At 43.1% G+C, this 15,105-nt stretch carries 12 protein-coding genes; 6 read left to right on the forward strand and 6 right to left on the reverse strand.

Going from position 1 to position 15,105, the window contains the following annotated elements; translation table 11 throughout:
• Positions 1-6 precede the first annotated feature (6 nt).
• The 6 genes from HMAT_RS14060 (at position 7) to HMAT_RS14085 (ending at position 9,841) form a co-directional block, all read left to right on the forward strand.
• A complete protein-coding gene (locus HMAT_RS14060) occupies positions 7-3,453 on the forward strand; it encodes a TonB-dependent receptor (protein WP_158655883.1) in 3,447 nt (1,148 codons plus the stop codon).
• Positions 3,454-3,483: 30 nt separating this feature from the next.
• Positions 3,484-5,028: a RagB/SusD family nutrient uptake outer membrane protein gene (locus HMAT_RS14065; protein ID WP_104383503.1), complete on the forward strand. Its 1,545-nt coding sequence runs from the start codon at positions 3,484-3,486 to the stop codon at positions 5,026-5,028.
• 131 nt (positions 5,029-5,159) lie between these two features.
• On the forward strand, positions 5,160-5,621 hold the full coding sequence (locus HMAT_RS14070) for a hypothetical protein (protein ID WP_104383504.1): 462 nt from the start codon (positions 5,160-5,162) through the stop codon (positions 5,619-5,621).
• A gap of 11 nt (positions 5,622-5,632) precedes the next feature.
• Positions 5,633-6,559, forward strand: a complete 927-nt coding sequence (locus tag HMAT_RS14075) for a ThuA domain-containing protein (protein WP_104383505.1) — start codon at positions 5,633-5,635, stop codon at positions 6,557-6,559.
• 5 nt (positions 6,560-6,564) lie between these two features.
• Positions 6,565-9,030, forward strand: coding sequence for a glycoside hydrolase family 9 protein (locus tag HMAT_RS14080; protein WP_104383506.1), 2,466 nt, complete (start codon positions 6,565-6,567; stop codon positions 9,028-9,030).
• Between the two features lie 19 nt (positions 9,031-9,049).
• Positions 9,050-9,841 carry a ThuA domain-containing protein gene (locus tag HMAT_RS14085; protein ID WP_104383507.1) on the forward strand — a complete coding sequence of 264 codons (792 nt, stop codon included), beginning with the start codon at positions 9,050-9,052 and terminating at the stop codon, positions 9,839-9,841.
• A gap of 180 nt (positions 9,842-10,021) precedes the next feature.
• Here HMAT_RS14085 and HMAT_RS14090 read toward each other — a convergent pair whose 3' ends face one another.
• From HMAT_RS14090 to HMAT_RS14115, 6 genes are all read right to left on the reverse strand, one after another.
• On the reverse strand, positions 10,022-10,774 hold the full coding sequence (locus HMAT_RS14090; RefSeq protein WP_104383508.1) for a hypothetical protein: 753 nt from the start codon (positions 10,772-10,774) through the stop codon (positions 10,022-10,024).
• A 23-nt stretch (positions 10,775-10,797) separates the two neighbouring features.
• Complete coding sequence (locus HMAT_RS14095; RefSeq protein ID WP_104383509.1) at positions 10,798-11,688, reverse strand: hypothetical protein; 891 nt, start codon at positions 11,686-11,688, stop codon at positions 10,798-10,800.
• Positions 11,676-12,038, reverse strand: a complete 363-nt coding sequence (locus tag HMAT_RS14100; protein ID WP_104383510.1) for a hypothetical protein — start codon at positions 12,036-12,038, stop codon at positions 11,676-11,678. The genes HMAT_RS14095 and HMAT_RS14100 overlap by 13 nt, the downstream gene beginning before the upstream one ends.
• Positions 12,039-12,058: 20 nt before the next feature.
• Positions 12,059-12,643, reverse strand: a complete 585-nt coding sequence (locus tag HMAT_RS14105) for a BfmA/BtgA family mobilization protein (protein ID WP_371412049.1) — start codon at positions 12,641-12,643, stop codon at positions 12,059-12,061.
• A gap of 709 nt (positions 12,644-13,352) precedes the next feature.
• Positions 13,353-13,670, reverse strand: coding sequence for an AlpA family transcriptional regulator (locus HMAT_RS14110; protein ID WP_104383512.1), 318 nt, complete (start codon positions 13,668-13,670; stop codon positions 13,353-13,355).
• Between the two features lie 401 nt (positions 13,671-14,071).
• Positions 14,072-14,983: a phosphate/phosphite/phosphonate ABC transporter substrate-binding protein gene (locus HMAT_RS14115; RefSeq protein ID WP_104383513.1), complete on the reverse strand. Its 912-nt coding sequence runs from the start codon at positions 14,981-14,983 to the stop codon at positions 14,072-14,074.
• Positions 14,984-15,105: the final 122 nt, after the last annotated feature.

The raw sequence follows: 15,105 nt of genomic DNA on the forward strand, positions 1-15,105 counted from the left end.
TTACAAATGTATAAAAAATTAATGGCTTGCTATGGCAAGTCCCCTAATAGTGATTCGATTAAGCTTTTGATGATGCTCAAGTTTATACTCCTGCTAGTCGTGCTTTCGACAACGCAACTTACAGCTAAAGTATTTGGACAGCGTGCTTCCATAAACTCAAAAAATATAAGTCTCAAGCGTCTTTTCGAAGACTTGCGCAAGCAGACAGGCTTTCATTTTTTGTATTTAGAAGAAGATTTGGCCGGTAGTAAACCGGTGAGCCTGTCGATGAACAATGCGGAACTAGAAACCATATTGGATAAGGCCTTAAGCCCGCAGTCCTTACGTTATTTTGTGCGTAACAACCGTATTGTGATTGAAAAAGCCCCACTGAAAGAACAACACGTGATGGTTGCTGAAGTGAAAGAGCAGAAAAAAGAAATTTCAGGTGTCGTGGTGAATGCCCAAGGGCTGCCGATGCAATCCGTAACGGTGTTGCTGAAAGGTACAGCCTTGAAGACCATGACGGATAGTAAAGGAGCTTTCAGTTTAGAACTTAACGGCAAGGATGCTGTTTTGCATTTTACCGCCGTGGGTTTTAAAGCACAAGAAGTCCGTGTGACCAACGAAAGATCAATCCGTGTGATGCTGGAAGATCAAGTTTCTGATTTAACAGAAGTCGTGGTTGTTGGTTACGGTACGCAAAAGAAAAGTGTCGTATCGGCAGCAATCAGCCGTGTGACAGCCGATGAGCTAGACCTCGGAAACCCAACGAACGTGCAGAACGCATTGAAAGGTAAAGTTTCTGGCGTACAGATTACCTCGGAGTCTGGACAGCCCGGTGCTAACTCTAAAATTAGAATTAGAGGAACAGGTACAGTGAATGATGCAGGACCGCTATATATCGTGGATGGAATGCCTTCCTACTCGGGCATTAACTATTTAAACCCATCGGATATTGAGTCTATCGAGGTATTGAAAGATGCCGCTTCTGCCGCTATCTATGGTGCGCGCGGAGCAAATGGCGTAATCTTAGTCAGCACGAAAAAAGGAAGACAAGGCAGTCCTACGCAGATGAACTATGAGTTTACCTATGGCATCCAAAATCCAGAGCGTAAAATCAACTTGCTGAATAGCATCGATTATCAAATGCTGATGAATGAAATGGCGCAAAATTCAGGGAAATCACCCTATTTTCCTACGCCTTCTACAGTGAATACCGATTGGCAAGAGGCTTTGACCTACAAAAATGCCCCCTTAAAGAACCATAAATTCTCCCTGTCGGGCGGTACGGATAAAAGCAGCTTCTACGCCTCGTTTTCCAATGTGGAACAATCGGGGATTTTTGGTAAAGGCTATTCCGATTATGAACGCACAAACGCGCGCTTGAATTATTCCACAACGCTGATGGATAAAGATTCCAGAAACTGGTTGAATAAAGTGGTATTTACCACCATTGCCAACTACGCTAAGGAGCGCAGAAAAGGTTCTGATATTGGAAACTCGGAAGCTGGTGGGTTAATTGCATCGATCAACATGTTGCCTCCAACAGAAGCTATTTACCAGACGGATCCAGCAAAAATTAAGCAGTACCAACAAAACTTCCCCAATTATATTGTAGCTCCAAACGGCATGCCTTACAATATTATTGACCTCAATGAGATCAATAATCCCTTGGCAGCGATTCAAGTGAACAACAATCAGTTACGTACACCACAGTACTTCGGGTCGAATATGAACGTGGATGTGTCGATTCTGCCAGGGTTGAAACTCAAAAGTTCCCTAGGCCTAGACTGGGCATTTAACTCGCGCCGTAAAGTGACGCCCGTTTATGATTTGAATACCAATAATAAGAATCTAAACTCGATTGTTGAAGATTTAAAGTCTGATTCCAAGTTTTGGCAAGTAGAGAACGTCTTGTCGTACACGAAGTCGTGGAACAAGCATAACCTTAATTTATTGGCGGGAACAACGATGTCTTCGTATTTCTACTCCGATTTATCGGGCACAGATTACGATTTATTGGTCGTTGACTTAAACAAAGCATACATCGACATTGCTACTGGTGATCGTGCGAATGAGCGCGTGAATGGTGGTGCATCGGAACACAAGTTGGTATCAGTTTTTGGTCGGGCTAGCTACAACTACGATGAGAAATATCTATTTGAAGCCGTGATGCGTCGCGACGGTTCGTCCAACTTTGGGCCAAAGCATAAATACGCTGTGTTCCCTTCTGTATCCGCAGGGTGGGTATTGACCAAAGAAGGATTTATGGCAAACAGACCAGGCTGGTTAGATTTTGCGAAGATTAGAGCGAGCTGGGGACAGAATGGTAATGAGGCTATTGGTGCTTTCGGCTACACCAGCAACATGTCTGTAGGCTACAATGCGGTGATTGACGGTAAAGTACTCACCGGCGCAAAAACATCGGGATACGTGAATGAAGACCTCAAATGGGAAACTTCAGAGCAGACGGATATCGGTTTAGACCTGCGTTTATTCAATGGTAAGTTTAGCTTTACCGCCGATTATTTTGTGAAGAATACCAAAGATATGTTGCTTTGGATGCAACTGCCTGAATATACCGGTTTCCGCAGCATGCGTGTCAACTATGGTGCTGTGCGAAATGAAGGAGTAGAGTTGGAAGCTTCTTACAAAGCGACAATCAACAAAGTGAACTTCGGCATCGGCGCTAATGCTTCCTACGTGAAAAATGTCGTGAGCAACATCGGTCCAGACCGCGTGGGCTTAGATATTATTGGTGGTGGACTTGGTGGTACGGTCACGTGGATGGAGTCGGGTAAACCGTATGGATTTTTCTATGGCTATGTGCACGATGGCATCTTCCAAAATATGAATGAGGTTAACGCACATGTAAACCCCAAAACAGGATCCTTAATCCAACCGAATGCGAAGCCTGGTGATGTACGCTTTAAAGATGTCAATGGCGACGGCAGCTTAGATGGTAACGACCGTCAGATGCTTGGTAAACCAAATCCGGATTGGACCTTTGGGCTTAACCTACATGCCGACTGGAAAGGATTTGATGTGCAAGCTTTCCTACAAGGGGTGGCCGGCAATGAAATCTATAAGTTCTACCGTAGAGTTAATATCACACAAGCTAACTGGGATGGTAGCTGGTTGGATAGATGGCATGGCGAAGGAACATCCAACTGGATGCCTCGTTTAGTCGAAGGAGATCCGAATCACAATACCACCTGGGTATCTAATTTGTTTGTTGAAAAAGGTGATTATGTACGTTTGAAAGTGTTACAAGTAGGGTATTCTTTGCCAGAAGCAGCTGTGAAAAAACTGTGGATGTCTAGACTTCGCGTCTTTGCGCAAGGCGAAAACCTATGGACATGGACAAAATACAGCGGTTACGATCCGGAAGTAGGAACACGTAACGGTTTTGATGGAGGTACCTATCCACAAGCCAAGATTTTCACGATTGGCGCGAGTGTGACCTTTTAACCTATCTATTCACATATTAACAAGAAGCTAATGAAAACAATTATAAGATCAACCGTTATTCTTTCTTTTTTAGTAGGATTGAATTCCTGTAGTAAATTTTTAGAGATTAACCCAACCACACAGGTATCAGAGCAAGAGTTTTATAAAAATGAGCAAGAAGTGATGATGGGCTTGTATGCCATCATGGATGATGCCCAAAATGGATTGATGGAAGTGTTCAGCTATGCTTCCCTGCTGTCGGATGAGTCCGAAACAGGCGGCGGTATTGGTGAAGGGGTTTATAAAGAAAAGTATGATCGTTTTACCTTTGACCCGACGACTTCACCAGCTTGGTGGAATGAGTGGGATTATGGTTTGTACAATGGTGTAACAAGCTGTAATATTCTTATCTCCAAGCTTGGCCAAAGTAGCCTTCCAGCAACGTTCACTAATGCCATATCCGCGGAAGCTAAGTTCCACAGGGCTTTGTTTTACTACCATTTGTTTATGGGCTATGAGCAGTTCCCATTAATCGGTGATCGCTTAGCGCCTTCACAAATCTATTCCGTAAAGAAGGGTACGCGTGAGGAGATCTATCAGTTTATGATGAATGATCTTTCCAATGATGTTATCCAGTATTTACCAGAAAAAGGAAGTACACAGAAAGGTAGAATTAGTAAAGATGCAGCGCGCGTGCTACGTGCAAAAATTGTGTTGTTTCAGCGCGACGAACAGGCATATCCAACCGCTTTAGCCGACCTTAAGTCAATTATTGCGAGCAATCGCTATGCCTTATTACCCGACTATACGAAGCTATGGTTGAAAGAAGGTGAGTTCTCTGCTGAAAATATCTATGACATCACCTATGCCGGGAATAATACGGGAGAAGGAAATGGATTGGGTAGAGCCTTGAGTGGCCGTGGTGTTATTGATCCTCGTTCGGCAGCACAAGGAGGGCTTCTTGAGGGCTATGGACAAAATACCATGCCGAGCACCATCTATAAAATGTTCAAGCCGGGCGATACACGTCGTGAAGGTACTGTAATTGACTATAAGAAAGAAATCGACAAGGTGAATGCCTTGGTGGCTGCAGGACAGTTGGAGCCTAGCGCCGCTTTCCGTATTCAGACAAACCAAGAAAACTTTGAATGGTTAGGACATTACAAATACCACGCGCGTAAAGAGAATGCAACCGATGTGAATCCATTAAACAACTACTCGATGCCGTTTCGCTTTTTTCGCTACGCGGATGTGTTACTCCTAGCGATAGAATTACAGGTGCGCAGTTTAGGACAAGTGGATGCCGAAGGGCAAGCCTGGTTTAATCAAATTAGAGATCGTGCTTTCCAAAATGCAAACAATAGAATTAGCCTACAAGGACTTTCAAAAACGGATGCTTTAAATCGTCTTTTTGAAGAGCGTGGCTATGAATTTATCGACGAAATGCAACGCTGGTTTGATATTATGCGCTTTGACAAAGGCACCGAAATTTTAGCCGCTAAAGGATGGACGGAGAAGTTCCGTTATTTCCCAATCGCTCAAAAAGAGATCGATGCTTCTAAGGGTGCTTTAGATCAAAACCCTGGTTGGAAATAAATTGAAAAAGCTTGAGTCTTTAGTAAGTAGACTGAAGCTTTTTTACTATATTGTGCTGATAACCATGCTATGTTTCTGACCTAGCAAACCTATACCAAGTCAAAATATACATTTTATTTAAAAAGATAAGAATGACATTTAAGCATGTTTTTTACCTCTTTGCGTTTTTGTGCCTCACAAAAACTACGCATGCCCAATATCAAACTTCAGAAGCACGCACCTGGAATGCCTATCCCCCTTCGGTCGTAAAGTCGGGCTACGGATTTAACCAGAGCAAGGTGGTGCTGATGGAAGGTGATGCCGAAGATGTGGAAGTGATTTTATTCTCCAGAGATGCTGGGCATTATCCTTATTTCGACCTCTTTCGTTCCTATTACGTTATTATCGGCTACTACTCCAAAGAAGTAAAGTATACCTCCTCAGAAATCCTATCCGATAAAAGAGAACTTATCCTGGAGGATCGTAATAAAGATGGTTGCTTTGAATTATACCGTCGCTACCTAAAAGATGGGCAGTTTACGGTAGATGAAAATGGCAACAACCTCCGTGGACATTGGGTATACGATCGTATTGAGTTTAACAAAAGCAAATAACCGCAATAGACATGAAATTAAAATACATAGGGCTCCTCTTTGTGGGCTTATTTTTTCTTCAGCTTTTACCTGCCGCTGCGCAGCAAAAATTGAAAGCTTTAATTGTGACGGGGCAAGATGGAAACCATTGGTGGAAGGGGAGTACCGATGCTATTCAAAAAATATTGGAAAATAGCGATCGATTTAAGGTGGAAGTAGCTGTTACTCCTCCTTTGGGACAAGATATTTCCAGCTTTCGCCCTACTTTCAAAAGTTTCGATTTGGTGGTGGTAAATTATGGTGGAACAACTTGGCCTAAAGATACGCAGCGCGATATGGAGCAATACATGGAGGCTGGCGGTGCCTTGGTGGTTATCCACTCCGCTATTGTGCCCATGGCCGACTGGCCGGAGTATAACAAGATGACGGCCTTAGGTGCTTGGGATGGACGTGACGAGCGTGTTGGTCCATATGTATATTATAAACATGACCGCCTAGTCTACGACTATAGCCCAGGTTCCGCGGGACATCACGGCTTGCAGCATCCATTCACCGTGTGTCATAAAAAGATTGAGCATCCCATTTTGAAAGGACTACCTCCGCTATGGAGCCATTTTAAAGATGAATTATATACACGTCTACGTGGTCCCGCTCAGCATATGGAAGTCCTAGCGACGACCATAGATGATACCGATGCGCGTAATGATGGACGTGAAGATCCTTTGATGTGGACGGTAAACTATGGTAAAGGACGCGTCTTTGTTACTGTCATGGGCCATGTCGGGAACGATCCTGAGTTGCGCTATGCGATGGAATGTACAGGTTTCCAAGTAACCTTGCTACGCGGTTGCGAGTGGGCCGCGACGGGACAGGTGACACAACCTGTGCCGAAGGATTTCCCTTCCGACGGTATTCAAACCTTTAGAAAAGAATTCAAAGCTCCATTTAATGCAAAATAAAAAAGATGAATCAATTTAAAATCTTATCCACAAGTATTGCATCGCTGTTCCTCATCCAGTTGGGGTTGGCACAAACGCCTAGGCTGACCAAAGACCCGAAGCTGAATGAAGAAATTTGGCAGACGGGTATTTTACATCGGCCACTGCCTTTAGACACGGTGCTTTCTTTGGAAAATTTAGGATGGAAAAAGAAGGTCCTACAGCGCTATCATCCAAAAGGAATCACCGACTTTAAAAATTGGCGTCAGCAGGGCGTCGGTAAAATATTTTTGGACAAGCAACAGGCACAGTCTAATCAAGGAAGCATAAAGCTGCAAGTGCCTACGGTACGTAATGAATGGGCGCCTGGCGCCCCAGCTGATGGTGACTACGCCAACTATGGAGGTGCCTCGGCTGTCTTTGAAGTGGGCGGTGAAAACTGGGAGAAGTACAACCGTATTGTCTTTCGCATCTATCCCGATTGTGAAGGCGGACGTAATATCCACTTAAACTTACATTATTACAACGATGGTAAGCAGAAGATTCCCGATGAATATTACCGCGAAGGAACGCATGAAATTAACTTGGTGAATCGCGAATGGAACACCTGTTACCTTGAAATAGGCGACTTGCCACGCGATAAGATTACGCGTATAGCTTTTGGTGTGCCCGGTTTTGGTAAAGACCGCACAACGGGTGACTCGCTAAACTTCTTTATCGATGGTATTGAGTTGCAAGAAATCGAACAGCCTGAACGCATGCTCGGCTGGCAGCCCGTCCCTAATCGTATCATCTATTCCTCTTCGGGCTATGATCAGCAAGGCTTGAAAACAGCGTTGCTGAGTGATGACAGCGAGAAAGCTAAGGTATTTAAACTGTTGCATGCGAGCGACGGTACGGTTGCTTACAAAGGAAAGGTGAAGACGGATAAAACGAGTATCGGTAGCTATCAGGTATTGGACTTCTCCGCATTTTCTACGCCAGGGCAATATATACTCAACGTCGACAACAACCGTACGGAGCCTTTTCGCATTGGTGCTAATATCTGGGAAAACTCCGTGTGGCGGGTGCTGAATTTTATCTTCTGCGAGCGTTGTGGACATCCGGTATCCGAAAAACACGGCTCTTGCCATGCTGATATTGGCGCTACACATGAAGGGCTACGCTTAGCCTACAATGGTGGTTGGCACGATGCGGGCGATTTATCGCAGCAGAGTTTGCAGACAGGTGATGTGGTGTATGCCTTGTTAGAAATGGCCAATAAAGTGAAGGATGAAAACCATGCGCTGTATCTACGCTTATTGGAAGAAGCCGAGTGGGGACTCGATTTCGTGTTGAAGACACGTTTAGGAAAAGGGTACCGAGCGAGTAGTGTCGGTATTGTGATCTGGACAGATGGTCTTATCGGCAATATGGACGATATGAAAGCACGAGTGCATGATAGTCCGTTCGACAATTTCTTGTTCTCGGCCTATGAAGCCTATGGCGCGATGAGTGTCGGTAGAGATCCTGCACTAGCGGAAAAATTACGTAAAGTAGCCATAGAAGACTTCGACTTTGCCTTCGCAAAATGGAAAGAGACCGGCTATGATCATTTCCCAATTTTTTGGGAGCATAGCTACAATACTTCGGAAAGTCAATTTATGGCGACCGCTTCTTGGGCAGCTAGTTTATTGTATAAGTTAACCAAAGATCCGAAATATGCGCAGCATGCCGTAGACTTTATGGAAGAGGTGCTGCTGTCGCAGCGCAAAACACCATTAGCCGATGCCGACGGCTTAAAAGGGTTCTTCTACCGCGATAAGCAACAGAACGTCGTCGTACATGCAAACCACCAGTCGCGCGAGCAGGTGTATGTACAAGCATTAGTCGCCCTTGCCGAAGGACAGCCTGGCCATTCACGGCAAAAGGCATGGCGTGAATCTTTGCAGTCCTATGGAGATTACTTGACGAAGATTATGAAATATACCGCGCCTTATGGCATGGCACCTGCCGGTGTGTACCACATTGACGAGGCGAAGGATTCCTTAAGTTTTAATAGACAGCATCTTTTTGCGGGAGCAAAAGCCAAAGATGACTATGTCGATCAATTAAAGCAAGGGGTACATTTGGATAAGGAGTATTACTTGAAGCGTTTTCCGGTATGGTTTTCGTTCCGCGGTAATGCCGCGATTCACCTTAGTCATGGTAAAGCCGCGACTATCGTCGGTAAATTTTTGAAGAATGAAGATTTATTGCAGATTGGTCGCGAGCAGTTGTATTGGACGGTCGGAAAGAATCCATTTGGACAGTCTTTAATCTACGGAGAAGGCGCTAACTTTGCACAGCAATATTGTCCGTTACCAGGCGAAATGGTAGGCGAAATGCCGGTCGGTATTCAGACGCGTTATAACGAAGATGTGCCCTACTGGCCGCAAGCCAACAACGCTACGTACAAAGAGGTATGGATGACCACAGCCGGAAAGTGGCTCTCTTTGACAGCAGAATTTTAATACGTAAACAAGCATAAAGATGTTCCATAAAAAATTAATAACCTTCGGAAAGACCTATCGTTCTTACCGTTATTTAGTAGCATTTTGGTTGCTACTTGGTGGCCTTGTACTGACAGCACAGGCACAAACAAAAGTTCTCGTCTTAACCGAAAGAGGAGGGCAGCATGCTTCCTTCACTGATACCGCCTTAGAGTGGTTGCGGAAGGCAGGAGAGAAGGATGGTTTCCAAATTGAAGAAATCAATAACCCCAAGAAAATTACCAAAGAATACTTAGCTCAATTTAAGACCATTATTCAGCTGGATTATCCGCCTTATACTTGGTCAAAAGAGGCTGAAGATGCCTTCATTGACTATATCGAAAAAGGTAAAGGCGGATGGGTAGGCTTTCACCATGCAGGTCTCCTTGGAGAGTTTGATGGCTACCCACTATGGCAATGGTTTTCTGATTTCTTAGGCGGTATCCGCTTTAAAAATTACATCGCTAAAACAGCATCAGCTACAGTTTATGTCGAAGATAAAAAACATCCTGTGATGAAAGGAGTGAATCCACATTTCCTAATTCCGAACGATGAGTTCTATACTTTTGATAAAAGTCCGAGAGAAAAAACACATGTATTGGCGCATGTTGATGAAGATAGCTATCAGCCACCTTCCGACATTAAGATGGGGGATCATCCTGTTATTTGGAGTAACCCACGCGTTAAAGCACGTAACGTATATTTCTTAATCGGCCATAGCGGTTCTTTATTTGCTTCTGCCGACTTTACCACGATGTTTAGCAATGCTATCCACTGGTCCATAGGAAAGTAGATTCTAAGAGTGAAGCCGTTCCAAATTTTAGTATTGAGACGGCTTCATTATTTTTGTTTTTAGTAGCCCGTAGGGGGATTTAAAATATTGCTTATTTGTGACATTAACATATATTTTTTTTATTCGGGGTTCTTTTTGAGGTTCTTTATATTAGGTGAACTTTCTGCACAGTATAGCGATCTATTGACCTTTGGATCCAACCAAAACTATTTCAAGACCGGTTTTTTGCTTTATGGATTCAAGCTCTTCTTTACTATAAAATCCAAGAACGAAATCTTGCGCACCGGTGTCAAAAATGGTAAGCCGACCTTTGGTTTGGTACTTCTCTGCCAAAAGTTGAACTTTGTCAAATAATTCTACATCAACCCATTCTCCGTCCACTTTTAGTGACCATTTATAGCTATCACCATGACAATTAAAAGAGATCCAAGCTTTTCCCCCTTCTATATCGATATAATCTTGAAGGTTATCAAATATTAACTCCCCATTTATAATTCTGGAAATATGTCGCATTATGTCGATATAGTCACCATTCTTCTCAATTGTCTCGAGATCAACGTTCCAGCATTTATCCGTTATCGATGTCCAAGGCTCTCTTTCTATTGTCTGTCCCAATGTTTGGTACATCAAACTATAGGGCCGGTCTTCAAAATCTCTGTGTCCATTTTGCCAACGATTGATGTCAGAGGTGTCTACACCGTAATTCAGAGTAAATCCAAGATTCTGAAAAGTTTCAAATTGTTCTTGAAATGATATTATATCCTGATGCTCCTCCTTTAATTTGGTCTGCCCATTACAGCTGATTAGACCAAATACGAAGGATATAATGCCAATCATTAAAGGTAAACAGTTTGATTTCATATTTAAGTCTATCTTTGCAAATTCTATGCGATAGGTTGCCTGAGATTCAATAAGGCTAGTGATACCATCCATTGTTAATTATTTTTAAACGACAATTACCTAATATCGATACGTTTAAATCGAAAAAATGAATTGAAGATTTTTCTTATAAACCTTGCGATTCCTTTTTTCCAACCTATGATGCCCAAAATACCTACACCAGAAAGACCGATCAAGAAAAAAATCATCTTAACCACAGCAGGAAAATCTTTTTCAATGGCATTAAGTTTAACTAAGCCATATGATATAGTCGCCATTAGTGAAATAACTATTAGCCAAGAGATAATATTCGCCAAAAGATCCGCTCTACGGTTGAAGGTTGGCAAAAAAACGTCTAGATCGTATTGTTGTTGGGCATTTAACAATGATTTTTTCTCAACTGCAATTTCTATTGCTCTAAGGGATGATAAATTTAAAAAATCGTCCTCATAATATGGGAAAGGCTTCATCCAGTGTGCGGAGAATACACTATTGATCTGCATGGACTGAAACTGTTCATCTCCGGAAATGGACTGGTAGAGCATTGATATTTGGTGAAAATCGTTCTTTGCATTTAGATTGCCGGCCAGGATATTCTTGAAGGTTTCCCTGATCTTTTTATCTTCGCCGAAAGAACCTGACAGAGAAAGATTGATCACCTCCGAAACCCAAGCTGTCTCTAATCCGAATTTTGCTATTGCTGTCACAACGCTGAACAAAAGATAGTTGTCATATATCCAGTGGCTTTCCTTAGTAGGGTGCCTCTTGGACAATATTTGGACATATTTTTTTGCTGCGTCCCCGTTGTTTACTTTTACTGCGATAAGAAGGTTCAGCGCGACATTGCTCGCGTTGGATGTATCATCGGAGTAATTTCCTACCTTGTTGGAGGTAATTTCTTGGATGATCGGTTCCAGTGGAGACTCCCTGAGCCTCTGAAAGAATGCTCCCTGTTCTATAGAAACCATTTTTTATTTCTTAAAGGCCTGACAAATAATGGATCCCATCCAGGGATGTTACTGAGCTTGTTGAGCTGATCCGTAATAAAGGTGGCGTACATCAATGATACCGGTAATTGCGTTGGGTTAAAAGTCCTGAACGAAATGTTGGTAAGGCGATACACCTGCTGAACGATGTAAGTCGGATCCGTAAAAGTCGACCTTGGATGGATCCTTATTAACAATGGCCCGGTAAAGCCCTGCTTACCGGATTTGATATCAGTCGGTCCCTTGAGTTGCAACAGACAGACCCCTGATTCCAACATCAAATTGGTGCCTTTGTTCTCTGCTTCTTTCTTGTCCGTTATATTGATGTACATAAAATTCGTTTGTCTTTTAGCTATAAGAGATCTATCTGTTTTCGTGTTACCCGGACCAGTTCTTCCTTCTCCTTAGCGGACGTCATCATCCCAAAGCCGTCCCTTGTGCGGATATAGTTCTCCAAAATGTACCGGAACTGATCTTTCAGGGCTTCCTTTGTAGCAATGTTGGCCGAGATCCCATCCAGTGAGCCCAACGCCATCTTTATGATATCGGTAAGGCTTTTCTGCCCGTCGAGCATGTCCCTGTCCACTTCCAGTACGACCTTGTTATGTTTCTGCTGGCTGTTAAAAAAATCAACGATATTCTTCTGGCTCCGGGTCATCCGGTCAACTTCCCTTTTGATGGGGATCAGAATGTCATTTTCCTGTGTCCGGATAAACCCGATGTAATCTCTGTGTTGTTTGAGGAGCGTATTCTTGAGCAACTCGTCGTTGACATCCAGCGGGTCCTTTTTGCTGCGATGGAAATAGTCCACCATCTGGGCAAAGACCAGGCGTTGTGGCCTGCCCAGTTTCAGGGCGATCCTTTCCATCTTTACGGCTGTCTGTGCATCGTACTTGATCGTCCTGAGCAGTCCGTTCTTCATTTTCTGTGCTTCCATAAAATGCGTTTGTTCGTCTGACCATATATCTAACTGTCCATATATCCAGTAGGCTATATATCCATATAGCTGTATATGTAGCCTACTGGATATATCGGACCCTGCCGAGGGTTCCTTTTTCTTCTGTTTTGCCGTTCCCAGCGGCCATGGGAACCCCAGGAGGGTTCCCAAAAAGTCCCTCACGGTACCGTGAGGGCAAGCAGGTGAGGCTCTGCCCAACCTCCGCTTGCTCCGATTTTCTCTGGAAAATTGGACCTTCTGACCCGATAGGGTCAGGGGCAGTGCGGTGGAAAAGCGACCGTCGCAAGGCGGTCTTCATCTCCCTCCTTTCATAGGATGCGACTGCTCTCTGTAAGTTTCCTCCCTCCATTTTTTGGAGAGAGGAACAGTATAGGAAGAATAGGTTACCCTCAGCGAGTTGTAAAGGAGCCTAGTAGTTGTAAAACCTAGTAGATATCGGGATATGTGGAGTGCTATATTACTACTGGGCAATATATCGAGATATATAGAATCATGATAGGCTGGTCTACCAGCATCATGAAAGAATGATGTCATGATTTCTTTATATCTTGGTAAGCAGAGCTGATGAAGCCTGTTCTGTAGCTCCATTTTGCTTTCGAAAAATAAAACAGAGATGGTGTGTTGAATTACCAGATCACTTAATAAGCGTATGTACGGAAAATGGGTTTGCGCACCTGCGGAATGTTGGTTAGCCAAGATCATTATTGGCCTCCTTTCCTGCTTTTGAAAGAGCTTCACGGATTGCCGCGTCAGAGAAGAACACTTTCCGACCTATTCTGTGGGGAACCAATATTCCGGCCTTCTCCCAATAGTGCATCGTAGAATAAGCGATCCCTAATAACTTTCGGGTCTCAGGTCTTGTCCTGTAACCAATACCTGAATGATTTTGTGGAGTTTGCTTTTCTTTAACCTCTCCAGATAATGCTTCTTTAACTGCTGATCTGACCTCCTTGGATAGAAGCTCCTTGAACTCCGAATCCGAATAACTTGTAAGTATCTGTGCCATACGAAATACGTTTGTATAGCACAATATTCAAAGGGATTCATTGAGGGACTAATCACTAATTCAAATCTAACTTTGATATAGAGGATCAATTGATTCTGATCTGTGTGTTGAATTTGGATATCGAAAAATATCTTAGTCTACATAGAATGACTTTTGTCATCTACTTTTTTGCTGGTATTTGTGACGAAAATAATCAGGATAAGCAAGATTTGTTTACCCTAAATTATATAGAAAAATCTGCCAAGATGGCGATCCTTGAAAAGTTAAAGCTTTTCTAACTATACTATTGAAAGTCGAACCGACGATATTCTATGTCGTTTTAAGTTAGAAAACCATATTGGTAAAATTAGACTAAACAAAAGAATTCTAAACAAATTTGAACATGGAGTCATTATCGGTCCTTACTGTCTTTTTGAATCAATGGAAGCTTCATAATAATTGCTCTCGATGGCGATAAATTTTTGTGCGCCTATAGCTTCCACCCATCCCTCCTTAATCTTTGAAAAGACCACTGGATTCTCGATATGGAGCATTGTCAATATCTGAATCAGCTTTTGTTGAAAGTCTTTATTAAGAGATTTATTGAACAATACCGGACCAAGTGGAATAGGGTCCGACATTTGGATAAGTCTTATTTTACTGCCATTCCCATTTTTTTCCACATAATCGGTATACTCTGAACTGCCAAACGCTGCCATGTCAGCACGTCCATCAAGGACATGTTCTAGCGCCGACCTGTGTGAACCCGCATAATAGATCTTACCAAAAAGAGATTCAACTGAATGAATCCCCTTTTTTGCCAATACCGCTCTAGGGATCAGGTTTCCTGAGGTAGATTCTGGATTGACCAGTGCAAGGCTAATTCCCTTGAGCATATTTATATCCGTTAGGGACACAATTCTGGAATCATGGGGAACCACAAATGCCGTCCTGTATTTTACGGAAGAATTTTCGGGAACCGATAGGGTAAGGACTTCAGCCATGGGGTGCTCGTGGAGCCCATTATTCAGCAGTAAGTTGCCCATCGTGCTGATGAATGAGATATCGACCCTATCTTGGGTAATTGCTAGGATGAGATCGTTTATATTTTTGTAACTTATGAGTTCGACCTTCGTGCCAAATCTTGTTTCAATAAGATCAGCCAAAGGACGTAGGTTTTCCATTCTCGAGTTATCCCCATAGGTGTAGGTTGCTATTCTGACGGGTTCGGATATTTTATTGCCAGCCCAAGCTTTTAAGGTCATAAAAGAGATCAAAAGGCACAGAAAAAGCATTTTGTATTCAGCCCCGATCCGATTTGAAAAAATTTCCATATTTCATATTTTGATCTAAAGATCGCCGATTTTTTTGAGACCTAAATCATTGAGTCGACAAACGGCCCGAAATGACGATCAAAATGCACTCAGGACCGACAAGCAACCAGACCATAAACCCA

It is taken from the genome of Sphingobacterium sp. HMA12 (assembly GCF_002933815.1).
GTDB lineage: Bacteria > Bacteroidota > Bacteroidia > Sphingobacteriales > Sphingobacteriaceae > Sphingobacterium.

What these genes read in the sequence shown, in the direction of transcription:
- HMAT_RS14060 (WP_158655883.1), top strand. Translation starts at nt 7, where the DNA reads ATGTATAAAAAATTAATGGCTTGCTATGGCAAGTCCCCTAATAGTGAT.
- HMAT_RS14065 (WP_104383503.1), top strand. Translation starts at nt 3,484, where the DNA reads ATGAAAACAATTATAAGATCAACCGTTATTCTTTCTTTTTTAGTAGGA.
- HMAT_RS14070 (WP_104383504.1), top strand. Translation starts at nt 5,160, where the DNA reads ATGACATTTAAGCATGTTTTTTACCTCTTTGCGTTTTTGTGCCTCACA.
- HMAT_RS14075 (WP_104383505.1), top strand. Translation starts at nt 5,633, where the DNA reads ATGAAATTAAAATACATAGGGCTCCTCTTTGTGGGCTTATTTTTTCTT.
- HMAT_RS14080 (WP_104383506.1), top strand. Translation starts at nt 6,565, where the DNA reads ATGAATCAATTTAAAATCTTATCCACAAGTATTGCATCGCTGTTCCTC.
- HMAT_RS14085 (WP_104383507.1), top strand. Translation starts at nt 9,050, where the DNA reads ATGTTCCATAAAAAATTAATAACCTTCGGAAAGACCTATCGTTCTTAC.
- HMAT_RS14090 (WP_104383508.1), bottom strand. Translation starts at nt 10,774, where the DNA reads ATGGATGGTATCACTAGCCTTATTGAATCTCAGGCAACCTATCGCATA.
- HMAT_RS14095 (WP_104383509.1), bottom strand. Translation starts at nt 11,688, where the DNA reads ATGGTTTCTATAGAACAGGGAGCATTCTTTCAGAGGCTCAGGGAGTCT.
- HMAT_RS14100 (WP_104383510.1), bottom strand. Translation starts at nt 12,038, where the DNA reads ATGTACATCAATATAACGGACAAGAAAGAAGCAGAGAACAAAGGCACC.
- HMAT_RS14105 (WP_371412049.1), bottom strand. Translation starts at nt 12,643, where the DNA reads ATGGAAGCACAGAAAATGAAGAACGGACTGCTCAGGACGATCAAGTAC.
- HMAT_RS14110 (WP_104383512.1), bottom strand. Translation starts at nt 13,670, where the DNA reads ATGGCACAGATACTTACAAGTTATTCGGATTCGGAGTTCAAGGAGCTT.
- HMAT_RS14115 (WP_104383513.1), bottom strand. Translation starts at nt 14,983, where the DNA reads ATGGAAATTTTTTCAAATCGGATCGGGGCTGAATACAAAATGCTTTTT.